Raw genomic sequence first — 16,088 nt, 5'->3', positions numbered from 1 at the left:
TGGTAAGAGGTCCTGACGGTGAGATCCCAGGAGACGACGTTCAGGGGAGGGCTGCCGCATGGCGGAGGACCGGGCGGACGAACAGGGAGCGAGCGGTACGGAGGGCGGCGGACGGAGCCGCGCGCGGACCAGCGCGGGGGACGGCGGGCGGAGCGGCGGGCGGGACGCCGGGCGGAGCGATGCGCGGCCTCTGAGCCGGCGCGGGCTGGGCAGGGGCGTGCTGGCGCTGGGCGGCGCACTCGCCGTGGCGCCGATCCCGTTCGCCGACGGCGCGGCCCGCGCCGCCGCGGCGGGACCGCGTGGCGGGTCCGGCGGCAGGGGGCGGACGACGCTGCGGCACGGCTCCGCCGAGCGGGCCGGCCTCCTCCCCGGCCAGCTGGACCGGCTGGTCGACGAGGCGACGGCCTTCCTCGGCCCCTCACCGGCGCACCCCTGGTACGCGGGCGCCGTGCTGCTCGCCGGGCGCGGAGGGACGGTCGCCCTGCACCGGCCGCTCGGTGCGGCCGTTCGCTACGCGGCGTACGACGAGAAGACCGACACCGGAGTGGAGCTGCCGCCCGAGCGGCGGATCGCGATGGCCGAGGACACGGTCTTCGATCTCGCCTCCCTCTCCAAACTGTTCACCTCGATCCTCGCCGTCCAGCGGATCGAGCGCGGAGAACTGGAGCTGGCGGCCCGTGTCACCACCTATCTCCCGGAGTTCGGCCGGGCGGGGAAGCAGGACGTGACCGTGCGCCAGCTGCTGACGCACACGTCCGGCTTCCGTGCCTGGGTCCCGCTCTATACGGCGCCGACGTACGAGGGCAAGCTCCAGTTGCTGTGGAACGAGGCCCCGGTGAGCCCGCCCGGCACGGCCTATCTGTACTCGGACCTCAATCTGATCACGCTCCAGCTGATCCTGGAGCGGATCACCGGTCGCACGTTGGACACCCTGCTCTGCGACGAGATCACCGCTCCGCTCTCGATGCACCGCACGCGCTACAACCCGCCCGTCTCCTGGAGACCGAAGATCGCCGCCACCGAGGACGCGCGCCCGCCGTGGTCCGGGCTTGACCGGGGGCTGGTGTGGGGCGAGGTGCACGACGAGAACGCCTACAGCCTCGGCGGGGTCGCGGGCCACGCCGGAGTCTTCTCCCGCGCCTGGGACCTGGCGGTCCTCGCCCGTACGCTGCTGAACGGCGGCGCCTACGGCCGGGCCCGGATCCTGCGGCCCGAGTCCGTCGAGCTGATGTTCACGGACTTCAACTCCGGCTTCCCCGGCGACGCCCACGGACTGGGCTTCGAGCTGTACCAGCACTGGTACATGGGCGCGATGGCCACCCCGCGCACGGCGGGGCACACCGGGTTCACCGGCACCAGTCTCGTCCTCGACCCGACCACCGACTCCTTCCTGATCGTCCTGGGCAACTCGGTGCACCCCGTGCGGAGCTGGCGGTCCGGCAGCGCGCCGCGCGCCGCGACGGCCGACCGGATGGCGCGGGCCGTCGCGGTGCGGCCCGCGCACGGCCGTACCGCGTGGTTCTCGGGCATGGCGGGCGCCACGACGGCCACGCTGACCCTGCCCCCGGTCACGGCCCGCGCCGGGGTGCTGCGCTGTGCGCTGTGGTGGGACACCGAGCCGGACGCGGACGGGCTGTTCCTGGAGGCGTCGGCCGACGCCGGGAAGAGCTGGCGGCCGGTGCCTTTCACGACCGTACGCACCGGGCAGGAGCCGCTGGCGCACCCGGCGGGTTCGGCCACGGGCTGGTCGGGGCGTGTCTGGCACCGGCTGACCGCGGACCTGGCGGCCTGGCGCGATACGGCGGTGCGGCTGCGCTGGCGGTACACGACGGACCGGCTGTACGGGGGACGGGGCGCGTACGTGGACGGGCTGCGGATCGAGGACGGTGGGCGCCCGGTCTTCGACGAGGCGCGGCGGGAGGACGCGGCGCGTATCGAGGCGGCCGGCTGGGTGGCGTCGGAGGACTGACGGTGGTGGCCGCCCCGGACGACGGGCCGGCGCCCCTCAGGGGGTACGGGGCGGACGGGGGGCGATCGCGGCCTTGGCCTGTGCGACCTTGGCCTGGGGCTACGGGCGGACGAGGGGCGGGGACGCGCGCTCAGCGGCCCCTGGTGCCGTGCTGCTGGCGCAACGCGGCGACCTGGCGGTACAGCTCCACCGCCTCGGCCCCCCGTCCCAGCTGCTCCAGGCAGTGCGCCTCGTCGTTCCTGGCCGCCAGGGTCTCCGGGTGGACGGGGCCCAGGACCCGGTCCCGCGCCTCCGCGACCCTCCGGTAGACGGTCAGGGCCTCGGGCCAGCGGTCCAGCCAGCCCAGGCCGACGGCGATCTCCCGGCGGCTGACGAGGGTGTCGGGATGGTCGGCGCCGAGGACCTGTTCCCGGGCCGCGCACACCTCACGGGCCTCGGCGAGCGCCTCGTCCCAGCGCGCGAGCCGGCCCAGGTTGACGCCGAAGCCGTGCCGGGCCCGCAGGGTCTCCGGATGCAGCGGCCCCTGGACACGGCGCCGGTCGGCGACGAGCCCGCGGTACAGATCGAGGGCTTCCTCGCTGCGGCCCAGCCGTCCCAGGCTGATGCCGATCTCGTAGCGCGCGGAGAGCGTGTCGGGGTGGTCGGGGCCCAGCGCGCGGGCACGGACGGCGGCCACCTCACGGTAGGCGCCCAGCGCCTCCGGCCAGCGGCCGAGCCGTCCCAGCGCGTAGCCCACCTCGTACTGGCTGACCAGCGTGTCGGGATGGTCGGCGCCGAGCACCCTGGCGCGCGCGGCGGCGACCGAGTGGGCCAGCCGGTACGCGTCCTCCAGCCGGCCGAGACGGCTGAGGTTGTACGCCAGGTTGTGGCGGCAGCGCAGGGTGTCCGGATGGTCGGGACCCATCGTGCGCTCGCGCGAGGCGAGCACCGTGGCGAACACGTCATGAGCCTCGAAATGCCGTCCGAGCTGCCCCAGCGCGAACGCCATCTCCTGGCGGGCGGCGAGCGTCTCCGGATGGTCCTGGCCGAGCGCGCGGGCCCGGCCCTCCGCGACACGGGTGAACTCGCGCAGCGCGTCCGCCGCCCGCCCGGTCCTGCTGAGCGTGAACCCGACCTCGTACCGGCTGGCGAGGGTGTCGGGATGGTCGGGGCCGAGGGCGTGCTCGCGTTCCGCGGCGACCGCGCGGTGCACCTCGCCCGCCTCCTCCCAGCGGCCGAGCCGGCCGAGGCTCAGACCCGCGTTGTGCCGGCTGACGAGGACGGCGAGCTGCTCGGGGGACGGGGTGGGCCGCGCCGCGGCCGGGTACGTCCCGGTGGTGGCGCGCGGATCGGCCGGGCGGGTCCACTCGCCGGTGAGACCCGCGGAGTGGTCGGGCGGGGTGGGCCGCTGCACGGACACACCGGTCGCCTTGTGACCGGTGGTCATGGAGCGGGCCCAGGCCGGCAGCCGGGGACCACCCGGCGGCCCCCAGCCGCCCGGACCGTACGCCGCGGGGCCCTCGTCCCGCGCGGGGAACGCCGGGGGTGTGTGCGGCCCGGTGCTCACCGGTCCCGTGCTCACGGCGCCCGTGTACCCGGGCGCCACGCTCCCCGGGACCGTGCCCGCCGGGCCCGGGGCCGTGCGCGCGGCGCCGATCCTGCGCCGCAGATCCCCCGCGTCGGTGGGCCGCTCCTCCGGTGTCTTGGCCAGCAGGTCGAGGACGAGCCGGTCGAAGAACTCCGGCAGCTCCGACCGGTGCTTGCGCGGCGGCTCCGGGATCGTGTCGCGGTGGCCGACCAGTACCGCCCAGGTGTCGCCCAGGTCGAACGGCGGGGCGCCGGTGGCGATCTCGTACAGCACACAGCCCAGCGAGTAGAGATCGCTGCGGTGGTCGACCTGGCCGGCGCCGATCTGCTCGGGCGACATGTAGTGCGGTGTGCCCATCGCGATGCCCGTGCCGGTCAGCCGCGAGGTGAAGCCGATGTCATGGCCGAGCCGCGCGATGCCGAAGTCGCAGATCTTCACCGTGCCGTCGGAGAGCCGCATGATGTTGGCGGGCTTCAGGTCGCGGTGGATGATGCCCTGGCCATGGGTGTACGCGAGGGCGTCCGCGACCTGCTCGGCGATGTCGACGACATGCGGCACCGGCAGCGGATGCTGCTGGTTGTCCTCCAGCAGCTGGCTGAGATTGCGTCCGTCGAGCAGCTCCATCACGAGATAGAGCACGCCGTCGTCCTCGCCGAAGTCATGGACGACGGTGACGCCCCGGTGCTGGAGAGCGGCGGCGACCCGCGCCTCCCTGCGGAACCGCTCCCGCATGATCCGGGTGAAGGACTGGTCCTGCTGCGGGCCCAGCGGCTTGAGGCATTTGACCGCGACCTGCCTGCCGAGCGATTCGTCGCGCGCCCGCCACACCTCGCCCATCCCCCCGCGCCCGATCCGGTCGAGCAGCCGGTAGCGGCCTTGGATCAGCCTGGTGTCCGCCATCGCGTGCTGTCGCCCCCGTCACCTCGCTGCGCCCTCCCCGGCCCGTCCAGTATGGCCGCACCGTCCTGGAGTGTGTACGGGGCGGGACGGGTGTCGGCGCCGAGCCTGGCCATGGCCCGGAGAATGTGCTTGGGCGGCAGCTGCCATCGCACCCGGGCGGGAATGAGGCGCAACAGGTTTCCGGTCGCGGTGAGCCGACGGGTGACGGTCCCGGGATCGGGCGCGGGCCTGCCGTACAGCTCGTGGGCGTACGGCGGCAGCGACGCGTAGGCGAGGGAGGCCACCCGCCGCCAGAGCAGCGCACGGGCCGGGACCAGCGGGGCGGGGACCGGCGGCCTGCGCAGGAAGTCGTCGACCTCGCGCGCCTCGGGTCCGCAGGCCAGTGCGGGACGCACCTGTGCGAAATACCCGGCCAGCTCGGCGGTGGTGGCCGGGACCCGGTCAGGATCGAGGCCGACCAGCCGGGCGCCCTCGCGGTGTTCGGCCACATAGCGGTCGGCGAGCGCGTCGCCGAGCGGGATGCCGGAGCGGCGCAGGACCTGGAGATACGAGTCGACCTCGGCGCAGTGCACCCAGAGCAGCAGCTCCGGTTCGTCGACGCCGTAGCGCTCGCCCGTCGCGGGGTCGGTGGCCGTGAGACGGCGGTGTATGGCGCGGACCCGGGCGCCGGCCCGCTCGGCGGCCTCGGTCGTGCCGTAACTGATGGTGCCCACGAACCCGGCGGTGCGGCGGAGCCTGCCCCAGGCGTCGTGCCGGAAGTCGCTGTTCTGCGTCACGCCGCGCACCGCGCGGGGGTGCAGCGCCTGGAGGTAGAGGGCGCGGATCCCGGCGATCCACATGACCGGGTCGCCGTGCAGCTGCCAGGTGACGGAACGGGGTCCGAAGAGCCCGGGGTCGGGGGCGGGGACGGTAGGGGCTGCGGGGCCGGTGGCGCCGGTGCCGGTGCCGGTCTCGCCCATGCCTGCCTCCCTCGCCGACTCTCGGCCATACGTTCGTAGACCATAGAGTTGTTCGATTCGAGCTTGCCAGGCTCGCGCGCCGGCGGGTATCCGGCCAGGACGGGCGGACCCGCGCGCGGCGTAGCACGATGGCAGCATGCTGTTGGCACCGCTCGCGCATGTCTCCCGGGAGGTCGCCGAGACCTCGGCCCGCTCCCGGAAGATCTCCCTGCTGGCCGGACTCTTCCGTACGGCGGGCCCCGAGGACGTGCCCGTCGTCATTCCGTATCTGGCCGGGCGGCTGCCGCAGGGCAGGATCGGAGTCGGCTGGAACGCGCTGAAGGACCCGCCCCCGCCCGCGGACCGCGCCGGGCTGACCGTGCACCGGGTCGACGCCACCTTCACCGCCCTCGCGGCCGTGGCGGGCCGCGGGGCACAGAGCGAGCGACGGCGGCTGGTCCAGGAACTGCTGGGCGCGGCCACGGAGGAGGAGCAGCGCTTCCTGGTGGGGCTGATGTCCGGCGAGGTGCGCCAGGGCGCGCTGGACGCCGTGGCCGTCGAGGCGCTGGCGGAGACCTCGGGCGCGCGGCCGGCCGCGGTGCGCCGGGCGGTGATGCTGGCCGGCTCCCTCCAGAAGGTGGCGGAGCGGCTGCTGGCGGAGGGGCCGCGGGTGCTGGAGGAATTCCTCCTCACGGTGGGGCGGCCCGTACTGCCGATGCTCGCGCAGAGCGCGGCGAGCGTCGCGGAGGCGATCGACCGGCTCGGGGAGTGCGCCATCGAGGAGAAACTGGACGGCATCCGGGTGCAGGTGCACCGCGACGGGCCGACGGTACGGATCTTCACGCGCACGCTCGACGACATCACGGACCGGCTGCCCGAGGTGACCGCGATCGCGCTGGAGCTGCCGGGCGACCGCTTCGTCCTGGACGGCGAGGTCATCGCGCTGGACGCGGAGGGCAGACCGCGGCCGTTCCAGGAGATCGCGAGCCGGGTCGGCTCGCGGATGGACGTACAGTCCGCCGCGGCGGCCGTGCCGCTGTCGCCGGTCTTCTTCGACATCCTCGCCGCCGGGGGCGAGGACGTGCTGGAACTGCCGTGCGCGGAGCGGTACGAGGCGCTGGCGCGGCTGGTCCCCGGGCCGATGCGGGTACGGCGGCTCGTGGTCAGCGGCACGGCCCGGGAGGAGGCGCGGGCCGCGGAGGCGTTCCTGCGCGACACCCTGGCCCGGGGCCATGAGGGTGTGGTGATCAAGGCGCTCGACACCCCGTACAACGCGGGGCGGCGCGGGGCGGGCTGGCTGAAGGTGAAACCGGTGCACACCCTGGATCTCGTGGTGCTCGCCGCGGAATGGGGGCACGGCAGGCGCACCGGCAGACTCTCCAATCTGCATCTGGGCGCGCGCCGGCCGGACGGCTCGTTCGCGATGCTCGGCAAGACCTTCAAAGGGCTGACGGACCAGATGCTGGAGTGGCAGACGGAGCGTCTGCGGGAACTGGCGGTCCGGGACGACGGCTTCACCGTGACCGTACGTCCCGAGCTGGTGGTCGAGATCGCGTACGACGGTCTCCAGCGCTCGTCCCGCTACCCGGCGGGTGTGACGCTGCGCTTCGCCCGGGTGGTCCGCTACCGCGAGGACAAGTCCGCGACGGAGGCGGACACGGTGGAGACGGTCCTCGGGGCGCACGAGCGGGACGTGGGCGGCCGGGATGTGGGCGACCGGGACGCGCACGACGGGGATGCGCAGGACGGGGATGCGACGGACGGGGATGCGACGGAGCCCGGCCGGCGGCACGGGACGGACGCGGCCGTGTGACCGGCCCGTCCCGGCCCCGGCGGCGAGCCCCGGGGCCGGTGAGCGGTACCGGCCCCGGGACGTGTGCGGTTCCCCACGGCGATACGGATGCCGCGCGCCGGGGAACCGGCGGGATGCGGCGCGCCGGGCTCCTCAGCCGCGCCGGGTTCCTCAGCCGCGCGGGACGACGGTCGCGAGCACTGTCGGCAGCGAGCGCCAGTCGGCCGAGATCAGACTGGCGTTCCGCTGGGCCAGCAGCGTCAGCCGGTCGCGGGCCTGCTGCTCGGTGGGGTTGGAGCCGTCGATGGCCGGCGGGACGTTGTGGGCGTCCGTCATGAGCAGGAAATAGTTCCGCTGCGCGTACCAGGCGGTGTCGATGGTGCCCGCCGCGTAGGCGGAGGCGTCGCCGTCGAAGAACACGAACCAGGGCCTGATCGTCGCGTCCGTGTAGCGGGTGCGCGGATCACCGGCGGTGGCCTTGTGGACGGCGGGGAAGGCCGCGGCCTCGCCCAGCCGTCCCGCCGCCTTGAGGTCACGCAGATGGATGGCGTACTCACGGTCGGTCCACAGGGTGTCGAGCGGGTTCTGCTCCTCCACCGTGCCGGGGATCAGCTCGACGATGAACTTGCCGGCCATCCGCGCGCGCGTCGGCCAGGCGCCGGCCTGGGCGGCCTGGTCGAGGTCGGCGCGGTCGCCCACCAGGTCGGCGGGGCGGTAGAGCGCGTCGCCGAGCTTGCTGGTGAGCAGCGCGTCGAGGGCGGCGGGGCCACGGCCGGCCTGCCCCTGGAAACCGTCCTTCATCTCGATCTTGATGACGATGGGCCGGTGGCCCTGGTGGGCGTCGTGCCAGGTCCTGAGGTCGGTCAGACAGCCGGCCAGATCGCGGTTCTGCGCGTTGGTACGGAGCTGGCTCACCGTGGTGGCGTTGGCGCAGTTGTTGTCATTGCCCAGCGGATTGCTGTGGGACACGCGCCAGGAGGCGCCGAACACATTGGTCCATACGTCGAGTTCGAGCATCCCGGCGCCGGAGTCCAGGGCGTCCGCGAAGTACGGGAAGGTGGCCTTCTCGTACGCGTTGTGGACACCGACCCCGGTGGTGGAGGGGTACGGCAGCGTGCCCGTGTCGGCGGCGCCGGCCGACGTGGTGGCGAAGGCGAGCACGGCGACGACACCGGCCGCCACCGTGGTGCGAAGGAGCTTTGCCATATCCCTTGTTCCTCCCGTTGCGCATGTCTTGGGCATGTCAACCGAGAGGGAGCGTAAGCGAGTTCGGTGACGAACGGGAGGACGCGAGCTTACGGATGCGATCAGCGGGGCCGCGGCCCGGGGGCGATCACCGGTGCGAGGTCAGGCGCCACGCACCCGGCCCCCCGGGTCTGCCATCATGGGCGAAACGGAACCGTGCTCCACTCGCGATACGGATCATCGTTCCGCTGTGTACCTCACGGAAGGAGCGTCGCGGTGAACGACAGCGGCCCGAACCAGGGCGCGGGAGACGCGGCCGGTTCCCGGCGCAAGGACGCCCGGCGCAACCGCCAGACCCTGCTGGAGGCGGCCGCCACGGTCTTCGTCACCTCGGGGGTGGAAGCGCCGGTACGCGATATCGCCGCCAAGGCCGGCGTCGGGATGGGCACGATCTACCGCCACTTCCCCACCCGGGCGGACCTCGTCATCGCCGTCTACCGCCACCAGGTCGACGCCTGCGCCGAAGCCGGGCCGGTCCTGCTGGCGGCCGGCCCGACACCGCACGCGGCGCTCGGCCGGTGGGTGGACCTCTTCGTCGACTTCCTGGTCACCAAGCACGGGCTCGCCGCCGCGCTGCGGACCGACAACGCCCGCTTCGAGACGCTGCACGCCTACTTCCTCGACCGGCTCGTGCCGGTGTGCGCCGAGCTCCTCGACGCCGCCGTCGCCGCCGGTGAGATCCGCTCCGGCTTCGACGCCCTCCAGCTCATGCACGGCATCGGAAACCTCTGCGTCGGCGCCGACAGCGACCCCGACTACGACGCACGCGGACTGGTCGCACTCCTCGTCGCGGGCCTGCGCCGGCCACACTGACCGCGTAACCCCCCTCGTCGTGCGCGGTGTTCCGCGAGACCGCCGCCACGGGGTGACGCCCGGTCAGACCGAGCGGGTCGCATGAAGAAGCGCGCCCCACCGCTCGGCGGGACGCGCTCGGGGCGCGTGGCCGGGAAGGGCCGCTGCTCTAGGGCAGCTGCTCCTCGATGGCCGCGCGGCCCCTCTCGGCCAGTCGGCGCCTGGCCCATTCGATGTTCTCCGGGGTGAGATCGCGGCCGGAGGCGAGCGTGAGATCTTCGGCCGTGACCTGGTCGCAGGCGCCGGTGTGCAGCAGCCGGTCGGGGGTCACGCTCTCGGGTTCCGGTTGCGCCGTGGACTCTGCGTTCATGCCGCCTCCTCGTTCATCCGGTGTTCGCCATTCTCGTGCCCGCCAGGCCCCGCCGCATCCCCGGTACGCCGCGGCGGGAGGCCGCGCCGCAGCCGCGGGGACCGGGGATCACCCCGCCGGGCGGGTCCGGGAGGCCGACCGCCGCCCCAGCAGCTCCGCCAGGCCCCTGCGGGTCGCCGCCAGCACCACGCGGTCCCGTGGGTGCAGCACATAGCCGGGGTGCAGGTCCCAGACCAGCCCGGCCGGCCGCCGCTCCTCGTGATCGAGCCGGGTGTCGGCGAGATCGGGCACCCGGTCCCCCGGGGCTGCGGTGTCCAGCGCGATGACCCGCCAGGCGCCCGGCCGGAACACCTCCGCGACCGTACGGCCCTCCAGCCGCGGATGACCCGCGACATCGATGGCGGCCATCAGCAGCACCTTGCGTTCCACCGGGATCGCCCCGAGGATCTGGCGCCCCATCATGGCGATGGCGAAGGCGGGGGCCGCCAGGGTGGAGACGCTGCGGCTGCGGGTGAGCGCCCCGGGGTGCGCCGCGCGCAGGGTGCGGTAGACGGCGGTCGCGAAGTCGTCGTCGTACAGCCGCAGCGCCACCCGCAGATCGGGGGCGACGGAGCGGGCGTACAGCGCGGCCTCAAGATTCGTGGTGTCCACGCTGGTGAGGGCGAGCAGGGCGTGTGCCCGCTCGATCTTGGCCGCCTCCAGCACCCCCTCCTGGGTCACGTCTCCCAGGACGGTCGGCACCCGCAGCGCGCGGGCGAGCGCGATCCCCCGCGCGTCGGGGTCCTCCTCCACGCACACCACGGGGATGCCCAGCTCACGCAGGCGTACGAGCACCCGGCTGCCGATCTTGCCGAGTCCGAGGAGTACGACATGACCGGAGATGCCGCGGGGCGGCCGGCGCAGCGCCGATGCCGTACGGAACGTGCCGAGCGCCTCCAGGACCGCCGCGAGCACCACCGGCAGCAGCAGGACCCCGGTGACCATGGCGAGGAGCTGCATGACCTGCCGGGGCGCGGGCTCACCCACGGCCGGATCGCCGATGGCGAAGAGATCGAGCAGCGTGAGGTACATCGCGCCCAGCGGATGGGCCCCGGTGACCAGCGACGACACGACCGCGAGGGCGAGTACGGCGGCGATGATCCCGGCGAAGGACCACCGCAGCCTGCGGGAGAACAGTGAGGTGAGCGGGGCGCCGCGGCCCGTGAGCCTGCGCGGCGGCAGGTCGGGGGCGGCGTGCGAGACGGCTTCCAGCACGACCGTGCCGCGTCCGGTGGCGGCGGCGGCGCTCGCGTCGTCGGGCAGCAGCCGCGGGCCGTCCTGACCGCTGTTGTCCGAACCCTCCGCCCCGGCGGGGTCGTTGGTGGTGGCGGAGAGCAGCGCGAGGGTGCACAGCCCCGGGTCGGCGACCTCGCCTGGCCCCGGCGGGTTGCGCTCCACGGCGCGCAGCAGCAGGCCGTCGGCCCGTACCACCTTGCTGGTCCCCGCGACGGCGGTGGCGGCCAGCGCGGGGGCGGCGGTGTCGGCGTCGGAGAGGACGGTGGTGGTGGCGTCCAGGGCCGCCCGGTCGAGACCGGGGAGGGCGACGGCCGCCGCCTGGTCGAGCAGCTCCTCCAGATGCTGGCCGAGCTTGCGGTTGTAGAGCCGGATGACCAGTCGCAGCTGCGGGTTGAGCCGGCGGGCGGCGAGGGCGACCCGGATATTGATGTCGTCGTCGTCATGGACGAGGGCGAGCGCCGCCGCGTCCTCCACTCCGGCGTCGACGAGGACGTCCTCGTCGAGTTCCGCCGCTTCGAGGAGACGCGGACCGTCCGGTCTCCTGGCCCCCTCCCCCGCCGGCTCCGGGAGCGTCGCGGCCGTACGGGCCATGGCCGCGGACATCCGTCCGAAGAAGGCCGAGGCCCTGCCCAGACCGGCCAGCGGCGCGGGCGGGAGGCGGGAGGGGCGTACCGGCGGGACGACGAGCGTCACCCGCTCGCCATAGACGTCGCGCAGCTCGCTCGCCAGCCGGTGGGCCAGGGTGTCGTCGCCGCAGACGACCATATGGCCGGTCGGAAGGCCCTGTTGTACCTGGTGAGGAAGTGTGGACACGGCACCAGTGTGCCGAACGCGCGAGCGGACGCGACACAGCCGCCCCGGCCGGAAGCGTGCGCCGGGAGCGGCTGAATCGACGTCAGATCACTTTGTCACGAGGAGCTGTGACAGAGGATCAGATGTCCTGATCAAGCGCCTGATCAGGTGTCCGGAGCGGAGTCCAGGTCAGGTGTTCTTCACGGAGTACGAGTGCGCGCCGACCCCGGCCAGCGCCCCCTTGTCGACGATCAGATACTCGTCGCGCAGCGGGGTGTCCGCGAACCAGGACTCCAGGATCTCCCGGGTCCCGGCGGCATAGCGGGCCTGGGCGGAGAGCGAGGAGCCGGAGATGTGCGGGGTCATGCCGTGGTGCGGCATGGTGCGCCAGGGGTGGTCGGCCGGCGCGGGCTGCGGGTACCACACGTCGCCCGCGTACCCGGCGAGCTGGCCGCTGCGCAGCGCGCGGTCGATGGCGTCGCGGTCGGCGATCTTCGCGCGGGCGGTGTTGATGAGGTAGGCCCCGCGCTTCATGGTGGCGAGCAGTTCGTCGCCGAAGAGTCCCTCCGTCTCGGGGTGGAGGGGGGCGTTGATCGTCACCACGTCGCAGTGCGGGACCATGTCGGCCGCACTCTCGTGCCAGGTGAGCCCCAGCTCCTGCTCGACGGACTCGGGCAGCCGGTGCCGGTCGGTGTAGTGCAGCCCGACGTCGAAGGGTGCCAGCCTGCGCAGGACGGCGAGCCCGATCCGGCCCGCGGCGACGGTGCCGACCTGCATGCCCTCCAGGTCGTACGACCTGGCGACGCAGTCCGCGATGTTCCAGCCGCCGTCCAGGACCCACTGGTGCGAGGGCAGGTAGTTCCGTACGAGCGACAGCGTCATCATCACGACGTGCTCGGCGACGCTGATGCTGTTGCAGTACGTGACCTCGGCGACGGTGATGCCCTTGGCGATGGCGGCGTCGAGGTCGACATGGTCGGAGCCGATGCCCGCCGTGATGGCGAGCTTCAGGTTCTCGGCCTTGGCGATGCGCTCCGCCGTCAGATAGGCGGGCCAGAACGGCTGCGAGATGACCACATCGGCGTCGACCAGCTCCTGGTCGAAGACCGAGCCCTCGCGGTCCTTGTCCGAGGTGACGACGAGGGTGTGGCCGCGGGACTCCAGGAACGTACGCAGCCCCAGCTCACCGGAGACACTGCCGAGGAGCTGCCCGGGGGTGAAGTCGATGCCCTGCGGAGTGGGGGTGGTCTGGCCGCCCGGGTAGTGGTCGATACGCGGGAGGTCGTCCCGGGCGTAGGTCTTGGGGTATCCGTCGACCGGGTCGTCGTACAGCACACACAGCACCTTTGCCATGACTGCGGCTCCTCATTCATTGCTGCGGGAAGATGTCTTCAACACTCCTGCACCGCCGGGTCATGGTCAAAATGAACGCTTCTATGTCGGGATAGGAAACGGCTATGCCGAATCTCCCGGCGGGGGCGCCGGACTCAGATAGGTGTCCAGGAGCCGGTCGAGCGCCTCTCGTACGCCCGCTTCCCTGGCTATCTCCAACAGGGCTCTGGCCAGCACGGGTTCGGGGCTGCGGTCGGCGATGACCAGGCCCACACGCGGTCCGCGCGCCGGGTGTTCCAGCGGAATCACCCGCATTCCGTCGGGAACTCCGAACATATGCAGCCAGGCGTGGGAAATGACGCTCGACCAGTGGCCGGCCGCGAGATGCGCGTACAGACCGGCGACGGAATCCGTCTCGATGGCGGGGGTCACGGCCGTCACACCCTCGGCGGCGAAGTACTCGTCCATGATGCGGCGGTTGCGCATCTGCGGGGAGAGCAGACAGAGCGGCAGCCCGGCGATCTCCGCCCAGCGGGCGGCCGGGCGGCCGGTCATCGATCCGTCGTGCGGGGTGAGCAGCAGATAGCGCTCCTCGTACAGCGGACTCCTGCGGACATGACCGAGGCTGTCGTCGTCCAGATAGGTGAGCGCGATGTCCAGTTCGAACTCGGCCAGCCGCTGCGCGATCTCGCGGGAGGAGAGGGAGTCGAGCGAGACCCGGGCCCGGGGATGGCGTTCCACGAAGGGGGTGGTGAGCAGGGAGGCGGCGGTCAGGGCAGTGGGGATGGCGCCCAGCCGCAGGGTGCCGGCCAGGCCGTCGCGCATCGCGGAGAGTTCATGGCGCAGGGCGTCGCGCTCGGCGAGGATGCGGTGCGCCCACAGCAGCACCCGTTCGCCCTCGGGGGTCAGCCCCTCGAAGCGGCGGCCTCGCTGGACGATGGGCACGTCCAGTTCGTGTTCCAGTTTGCGGATCGCCGCGGACAGCGAGGGCTGCGACACGTAACAGGCCGCCGCGGCACGGGCGAAGTGCCGCTCCCTGGCGAGTGCCACCAGATACTCCAGCTGACGCAGCAACATCGCTCGCTCCCCTGCTCGGTCCGCGTACTCACCCTGTCAGGCCCGCGCCGCCGGCGGGACCTCCCCGGCGGGCCCGGTCTCACAGGGCGACGAGGGTGACCTCGGTGGCCTTGACACTGGTCCATACGGATACGCCGTCGGCCAGGCCCAGCTCGGCGGCGGACTGCGGCGTGATCTCGGCGACCAGATCGGGGGCCTCGTCCGAGGTGATCAGTACGCGCAGCCTGCTGCCGAGCGCGGTGATCTCGCGCACCGTGCCGGGCCAGACGTTGCGCGGGCTGCCGGCGGGGCGCTCGCGGTGTACGGAGACGGCCTCCGGGGCGATGATCGCGAGAGCGGCCGTGCCCTCGGCGGGCGGCTCGGCGACGATCAGCCGCCCGCCGGCGGTGAGTTCGAACCCGGCGGGCCCCGACCTGCCCGCCCAGGCGTTGCGCCCGAGCATCCGGGCGACCCACGGCGAGCGCGGGTTGCGGGTCACCTCGGCGGGCGGGGCGTCCTGGAGAACCCTGCCGTCGTCGAGTACGAGCACCCGGTCGGCCAGCGAGACGGCCTCGACCGGATCATGGGTGACAATCAGACAGACACCGCCGAAGCCGTCGAGATGGCCGCGCAGGGTGTGCCGCACCCGCGCCCGGGTGGTCTGGTCGAGCGCGGCGAGCGGCTCGTCGAGGAGCAGCAGCCGGGGGCGGGCGGCGAGCGCGCGGGCCAGCGCGACCCGCTGCGCCTGGCCGCCGGAGAGCTGGTGCGGCTTGCGGTGGGCGAGTTGCCCGACACCGAGCCGGTCGAGCCACTCCCGCGCGCTGCGGCGGGCCTCGGCGCGGGGGACGCCATGGGCGCGCAGGCCGTACGCGGTGTTGGCGAGCGCGTTGAGATGGGGGAAGAGGGCGCCGTCCTGCGGGACCCAGGCGACGCCGCGGCGGTGCGGCGGGAGGCCGGTGACATCGCGGTCGCCGAGGCGGAGTTCGGCGTGGGCGCGCGGGGTGAGGCCGAGGAGGGCGCGCAGCAGTGTCGTCTTGCCCGCGCCGTTGGGGCCGACGACGGCGATGGTCGTGCCGGGCTCGGCGTCCAGGACGAGCCGGTTGAAGCCGGTGACCTCCGCGTGCAGCCGCCAATGTTCCGCCGGGGCCGGGGACTTGCCCGCCGGGAGGGCGGTGTCGTCAGGTCCTGCGGATCCGGACGGTACGGACGTCGCGTCGGTGTCGTCCGGCAGCGGCGCACGGCCCGGTACGCGGTCGGCCGTCACGCCCGTCCAGCGTCCCCGCAGGGCGATCAGTACGGCCATCGCGATGGCGAGCAGCAGCAGGGAGACGGAGGTCGCGGCCTCAGGTGAGTCCTGGAGCAGCAGATAGACCTGGAGCGGAAGGGTCTGGGTGGTGCCGGGGAGGTTGCCCGCGAAGGTGATCGTGGCGCCGAACTCGCCGAGGGCGCGCGCCCAGGTCAGCGCGGCGCCCGCGACGAGCCCCGGGGCGACCATGGGCAGGGTGACGGTGAGGAACACCCGTACCGGCGAGGCGCCCAGGGACGCGGCGGTCTCCTCGTAGGCGGGCCGCATTCCGGCGAGGGTGCCTTCGAGGCTGATGATGAGGAACGGCATCGCCACGAACGTCGCGGCGATCACCGCGCCCGAGGTGTGGAACGGCAGGGTGATGCCGAAGGAGTCCTCAAGCCAGGGCCCGAGCAGCCCCCGCCGGCCGAAACCGAGCAGCAGCGCGACCCCGCCGACCGTGGGCGGCAGCACCATCGGCAGCAGGACCAGTGCGCGCACCAGCGTCTTGCCCGGGAACCTCACCCGGGCCAGCAGCCATGCCAGAGGCACCCCGAGCAGCAGAGACAGACCGAGCGCCCAGAAGGAGACGAGCAGCGACAGCCGCAGCGCCTCCACCACACCAGGAGAGGTGAGATGCGTCCCCAGATCGCCCCAGGGGGTGCGGACGAGAATGCCGAGCAGGGGCAGCAGCAGAAACGCGATCGCGAGCAGCGCGGGAAGCGCCAGCGCGACGGGAGCGCCGGTGCCTCGGGCATGCGTGCGTCTCATCGGG

At 73.3% G+C, this 16,088-nt stretch carries 11 protein-coding genes; 3 read left to right on the top strand and 8 right to left on the bottom strand.

Going from position 1 to position 16,088, the window contains the following annotated elements; translation table 11 throughout:
* Positions 1 to 58: 58 nt before the first annotated feature.
* Positions 59 to 1,969 (top strand): serine hydrolase, encoded by a 1,911-nt coding sequence (locus ACZ7LS_RS31590; protein ID WP_385132871.1) that lies wholly within the window; start codon positions 59 to 61, stop codon positions 1,967 to 1,969.
* Between the two features lie 130 nt (positions 1,970 to 2,099).
* Here ACZ7LS_RS31590 and ACZ7LS_RS31585 read toward each other — a convergent pair whose 3' ends face one another.
* Both ACZ7LS_RS31585 and ACZ7LS_RS31580 read right to left on the bottom strand, forming a co-directional pair.
* Complete coding sequence (locus tag ACZ7LS_RS31585) at positions 2,100 to 4,436, bottom strand: serine/threonine-protein kinase (RefSeq protein WP_385132873.1); 2,337 nt, start codon at positions 4,434 to 4,436, stop codon at positions 2,100 to 2,102.
* Positions 4,418 to 5,395, bottom strand: a complete 978-nt coding sequence (locus ACZ7LS_RS31580) for an oxygenase MpaB family protein (RefSeq protein WP_385132876.1) — start codon at positions 5,393 to 5,395, stop codon at positions 4,418 to 4,420. Before ACZ7LS_RS31580 ends, ACZ7LS_RS31585 begins: the two co-directional genes overlap by 19 nt.
* Positions 5,396 to 5,531: 136 nt before the next feature.
* Here ACZ7LS_RS31580 and ACZ7LS_RS31575 point away from each other — a divergent pair, with 136 nt between their 5' ends.
* The gene (locus ACZ7LS_RS31575; protein ID WP_385132878.1) at positions 5,532 to 7,187 is read left to right on the top strand and encodes an ATP-dependent DNA ligase; all 1,656 of its coding nucleotides are present in this window, start codon (positions 5,532 to 5,534) and stop codon (positions 7,185 to 7,187) included.
* 150 nt (positions 7,188 to 7,337) lie between these two features.
* On the opposite strand, the gene ACZ7LS_RS31570 is transcribed toward ACZ7LS_RS31575, so the two are convergent.
* Positions 7,338 to 8,372 carry a phosphatidylinositol-specific phospholipase C domain-containing protein gene (locus ACZ7LS_RS31570; RefSeq protein ID WP_382526896.1) on the bottom strand — a complete coding sequence of 345 codons (1,035 nt, stop codon included), beginning with the start codon at positions 8,370 to 8,372 and terminating at the stop codon, positions 7,338 to 7,340.
* Between the two features lie 255 nt (positions 8,373 to 8,627).
* Between ACZ7LS_RS31570 and ACZ7LS_RS31565 the strand changes: the two genes are divergently transcribed.
* Positions 8,628 to 9,224, top strand: coding sequence for a TetR/AcrR family transcriptional regulator (locus ACZ7LS_RS31565; RefSeq protein WP_382526898.1), 597 nt, complete (start codon positions 8,628 to 8,630; stop codon positions 9,222 to 9,224).
* Positions 9,225 to 9,372: 148 nt separating this feature from the next.
* Here the strand turns inward: ACZ7LS_RS31565 and ACZ7LS_RS31560 are convergent, their stop codons facing one another.
* The 5 genes from ACZ7LS_RS31560 to ACZ7LS_RS31540 all read right to left on the bottom strand — a co-directional run bounded on the left by ACZ7LS_RS31560 (position 9,373) and on the right by ACZ7LS_RS31540 (position 16,084).
* Positions 9,373 to 9,573 (bottom strand): hypothetical protein, encoded by a 201-nt coding sequence (locus ACZ7LS_RS31560; RefSeq protein ID WP_382526901.1) that lies wholly within the window; start codon positions 9,571 to 9,573, stop codon positions 9,373 to 9,375.
* 108 nt (positions 9,574 to 9,681) lie between these two features.
* Positions 9,682 to 11,613 (bottom strand): potassium channel family protein, encoded by a 1,932-nt coding sequence (locus ACZ7LS_RS31555; protein ID WP_385132979.1) that lies wholly within the window; start codon positions 11,611 to 11,613, stop codon positions 9,682 to 9,684.
* A gap of 216 nt (positions 11,614 to 11,829) precedes the next feature.
* A complete protein-coding gene (locus tag ACZ7LS_RS31550) occupies positions 11,830 to 12,993 on the bottom strand; it encodes an NAD-dependent formate dehydrogenase (protein ID WP_382526904.1) in 1,164 nt (387 codons plus the stop codon).
* 102 nt (positions 12,994 to 13,095) lie between these two features.
* The gene (locus tag ACZ7LS_RS31545; protein ID WP_382526907.1) at positions 13,096 to 14,049 is read right to left on the bottom strand and encodes a LysR family transcriptional regulator; all 954 of its coding nucleotides are present in this window, start codon (positions 14,047 to 14,049) and stop codon (positions 13,096 to 13,098) included.
* A gap of 79 nt (positions 14,050 to 14,128) precedes the next feature.
* Positions 14,129 to 16,084 (bottom strand): ABC transporter permease, encoded by a 1,956-nt coding sequence (locus tag ACZ7LS_RS31540; RefSeq protein ID WP_382526910.1) that lies wholly within the window; start codon positions 16,082 to 16,084, stop codon positions 14,129 to 14,131.
* Positions 16,085 to 16,088 lie beyond the last annotated feature (4 nt).

This window comes from Streptomyces sp. NPDC039430 (genome assembly GCF_055639435.1).
The sequence above is the reverse complement of the archived record's forward strand: the minus strand, read 5'-3'. Positions and strand labels throughout refer to the sequence as shown.

Excerpts from the sequence above, each read along its gene's own strand:
- ACZ7LS_RS31590 (WP_385132871.1), top strand. The coding sequence starts at position 59 with ATGGCGGAGGACCGGGCGGACGAACAGGGAGCGAGCGGTACGGAGGGC.
- ACZ7LS_RS31585 (WP_385132873.1), bottom strand. The coding sequence starts at position 4,436 with ATGGCGGACACCAGGCTGATCCAAGGCCGCTACCGGCTGCTCGACCGG.
- ACZ7LS_RS31580 (WP_385132876.1), bottom strand. The coding sequence starts at position 5,395 with ATGGGCGAGACCGGCACCGGCACCGGCGCCACCGGCCCCGCAGCCCCT.
- ACZ7LS_RS31575 (WP_385132878.1), top strand. The coding sequence starts at position 5,532 with ATGCTGTTGGCACCGCTCGCGCATGTCTCCCGGGAGGTCGCCGAGACC.
- ACZ7LS_RS31570 (WP_382526896.1), bottom strand. The coding sequence starts at position 8,372 with ATGGCAAAGCTCCTTCGCACCACGGTGGCGGCCGGTGTCGTCGCCGTG.
- ACZ7LS_RS31560 (WP_382526901.1), bottom strand. The coding sequence starts at position 9,573 with ATGAACGCAGAGTCCACGGCGCAACCGGAACCCGAGAGCGTGACCCCC.
- ACZ7LS_RS31555 (WP_385132979.1), bottom strand. The coding sequence starts at position 11,613 with ATGGTCGTCTGCGGCGACGACACCCTGGCCCACCGGCTGGCGAGCGAG.
- ACZ7LS_RS31550 (WP_382526904.1), bottom strand. The coding sequence starts at position 12,993 with ATGGCAAAGGTGCTGTGTGTGCTGTACGACGACCCGGTCGACGGATAC.
- ACZ7LS_RS31545 (WP_382526907.1), bottom strand. The coding sequence starts at position 14,049 with ATGTTGCTGCGTCAGCTGGAGTATCTGGTGGCACTCGCCAGGGAGCGG.
- ACZ7LS_RS31540 (WP_382526910.1), bottom strand. The coding sequence starts at position 16,084 with ATGAGACGCACGCATGCCCGAGGCACCGGCGCTCCCGTCGCGCTGGCG.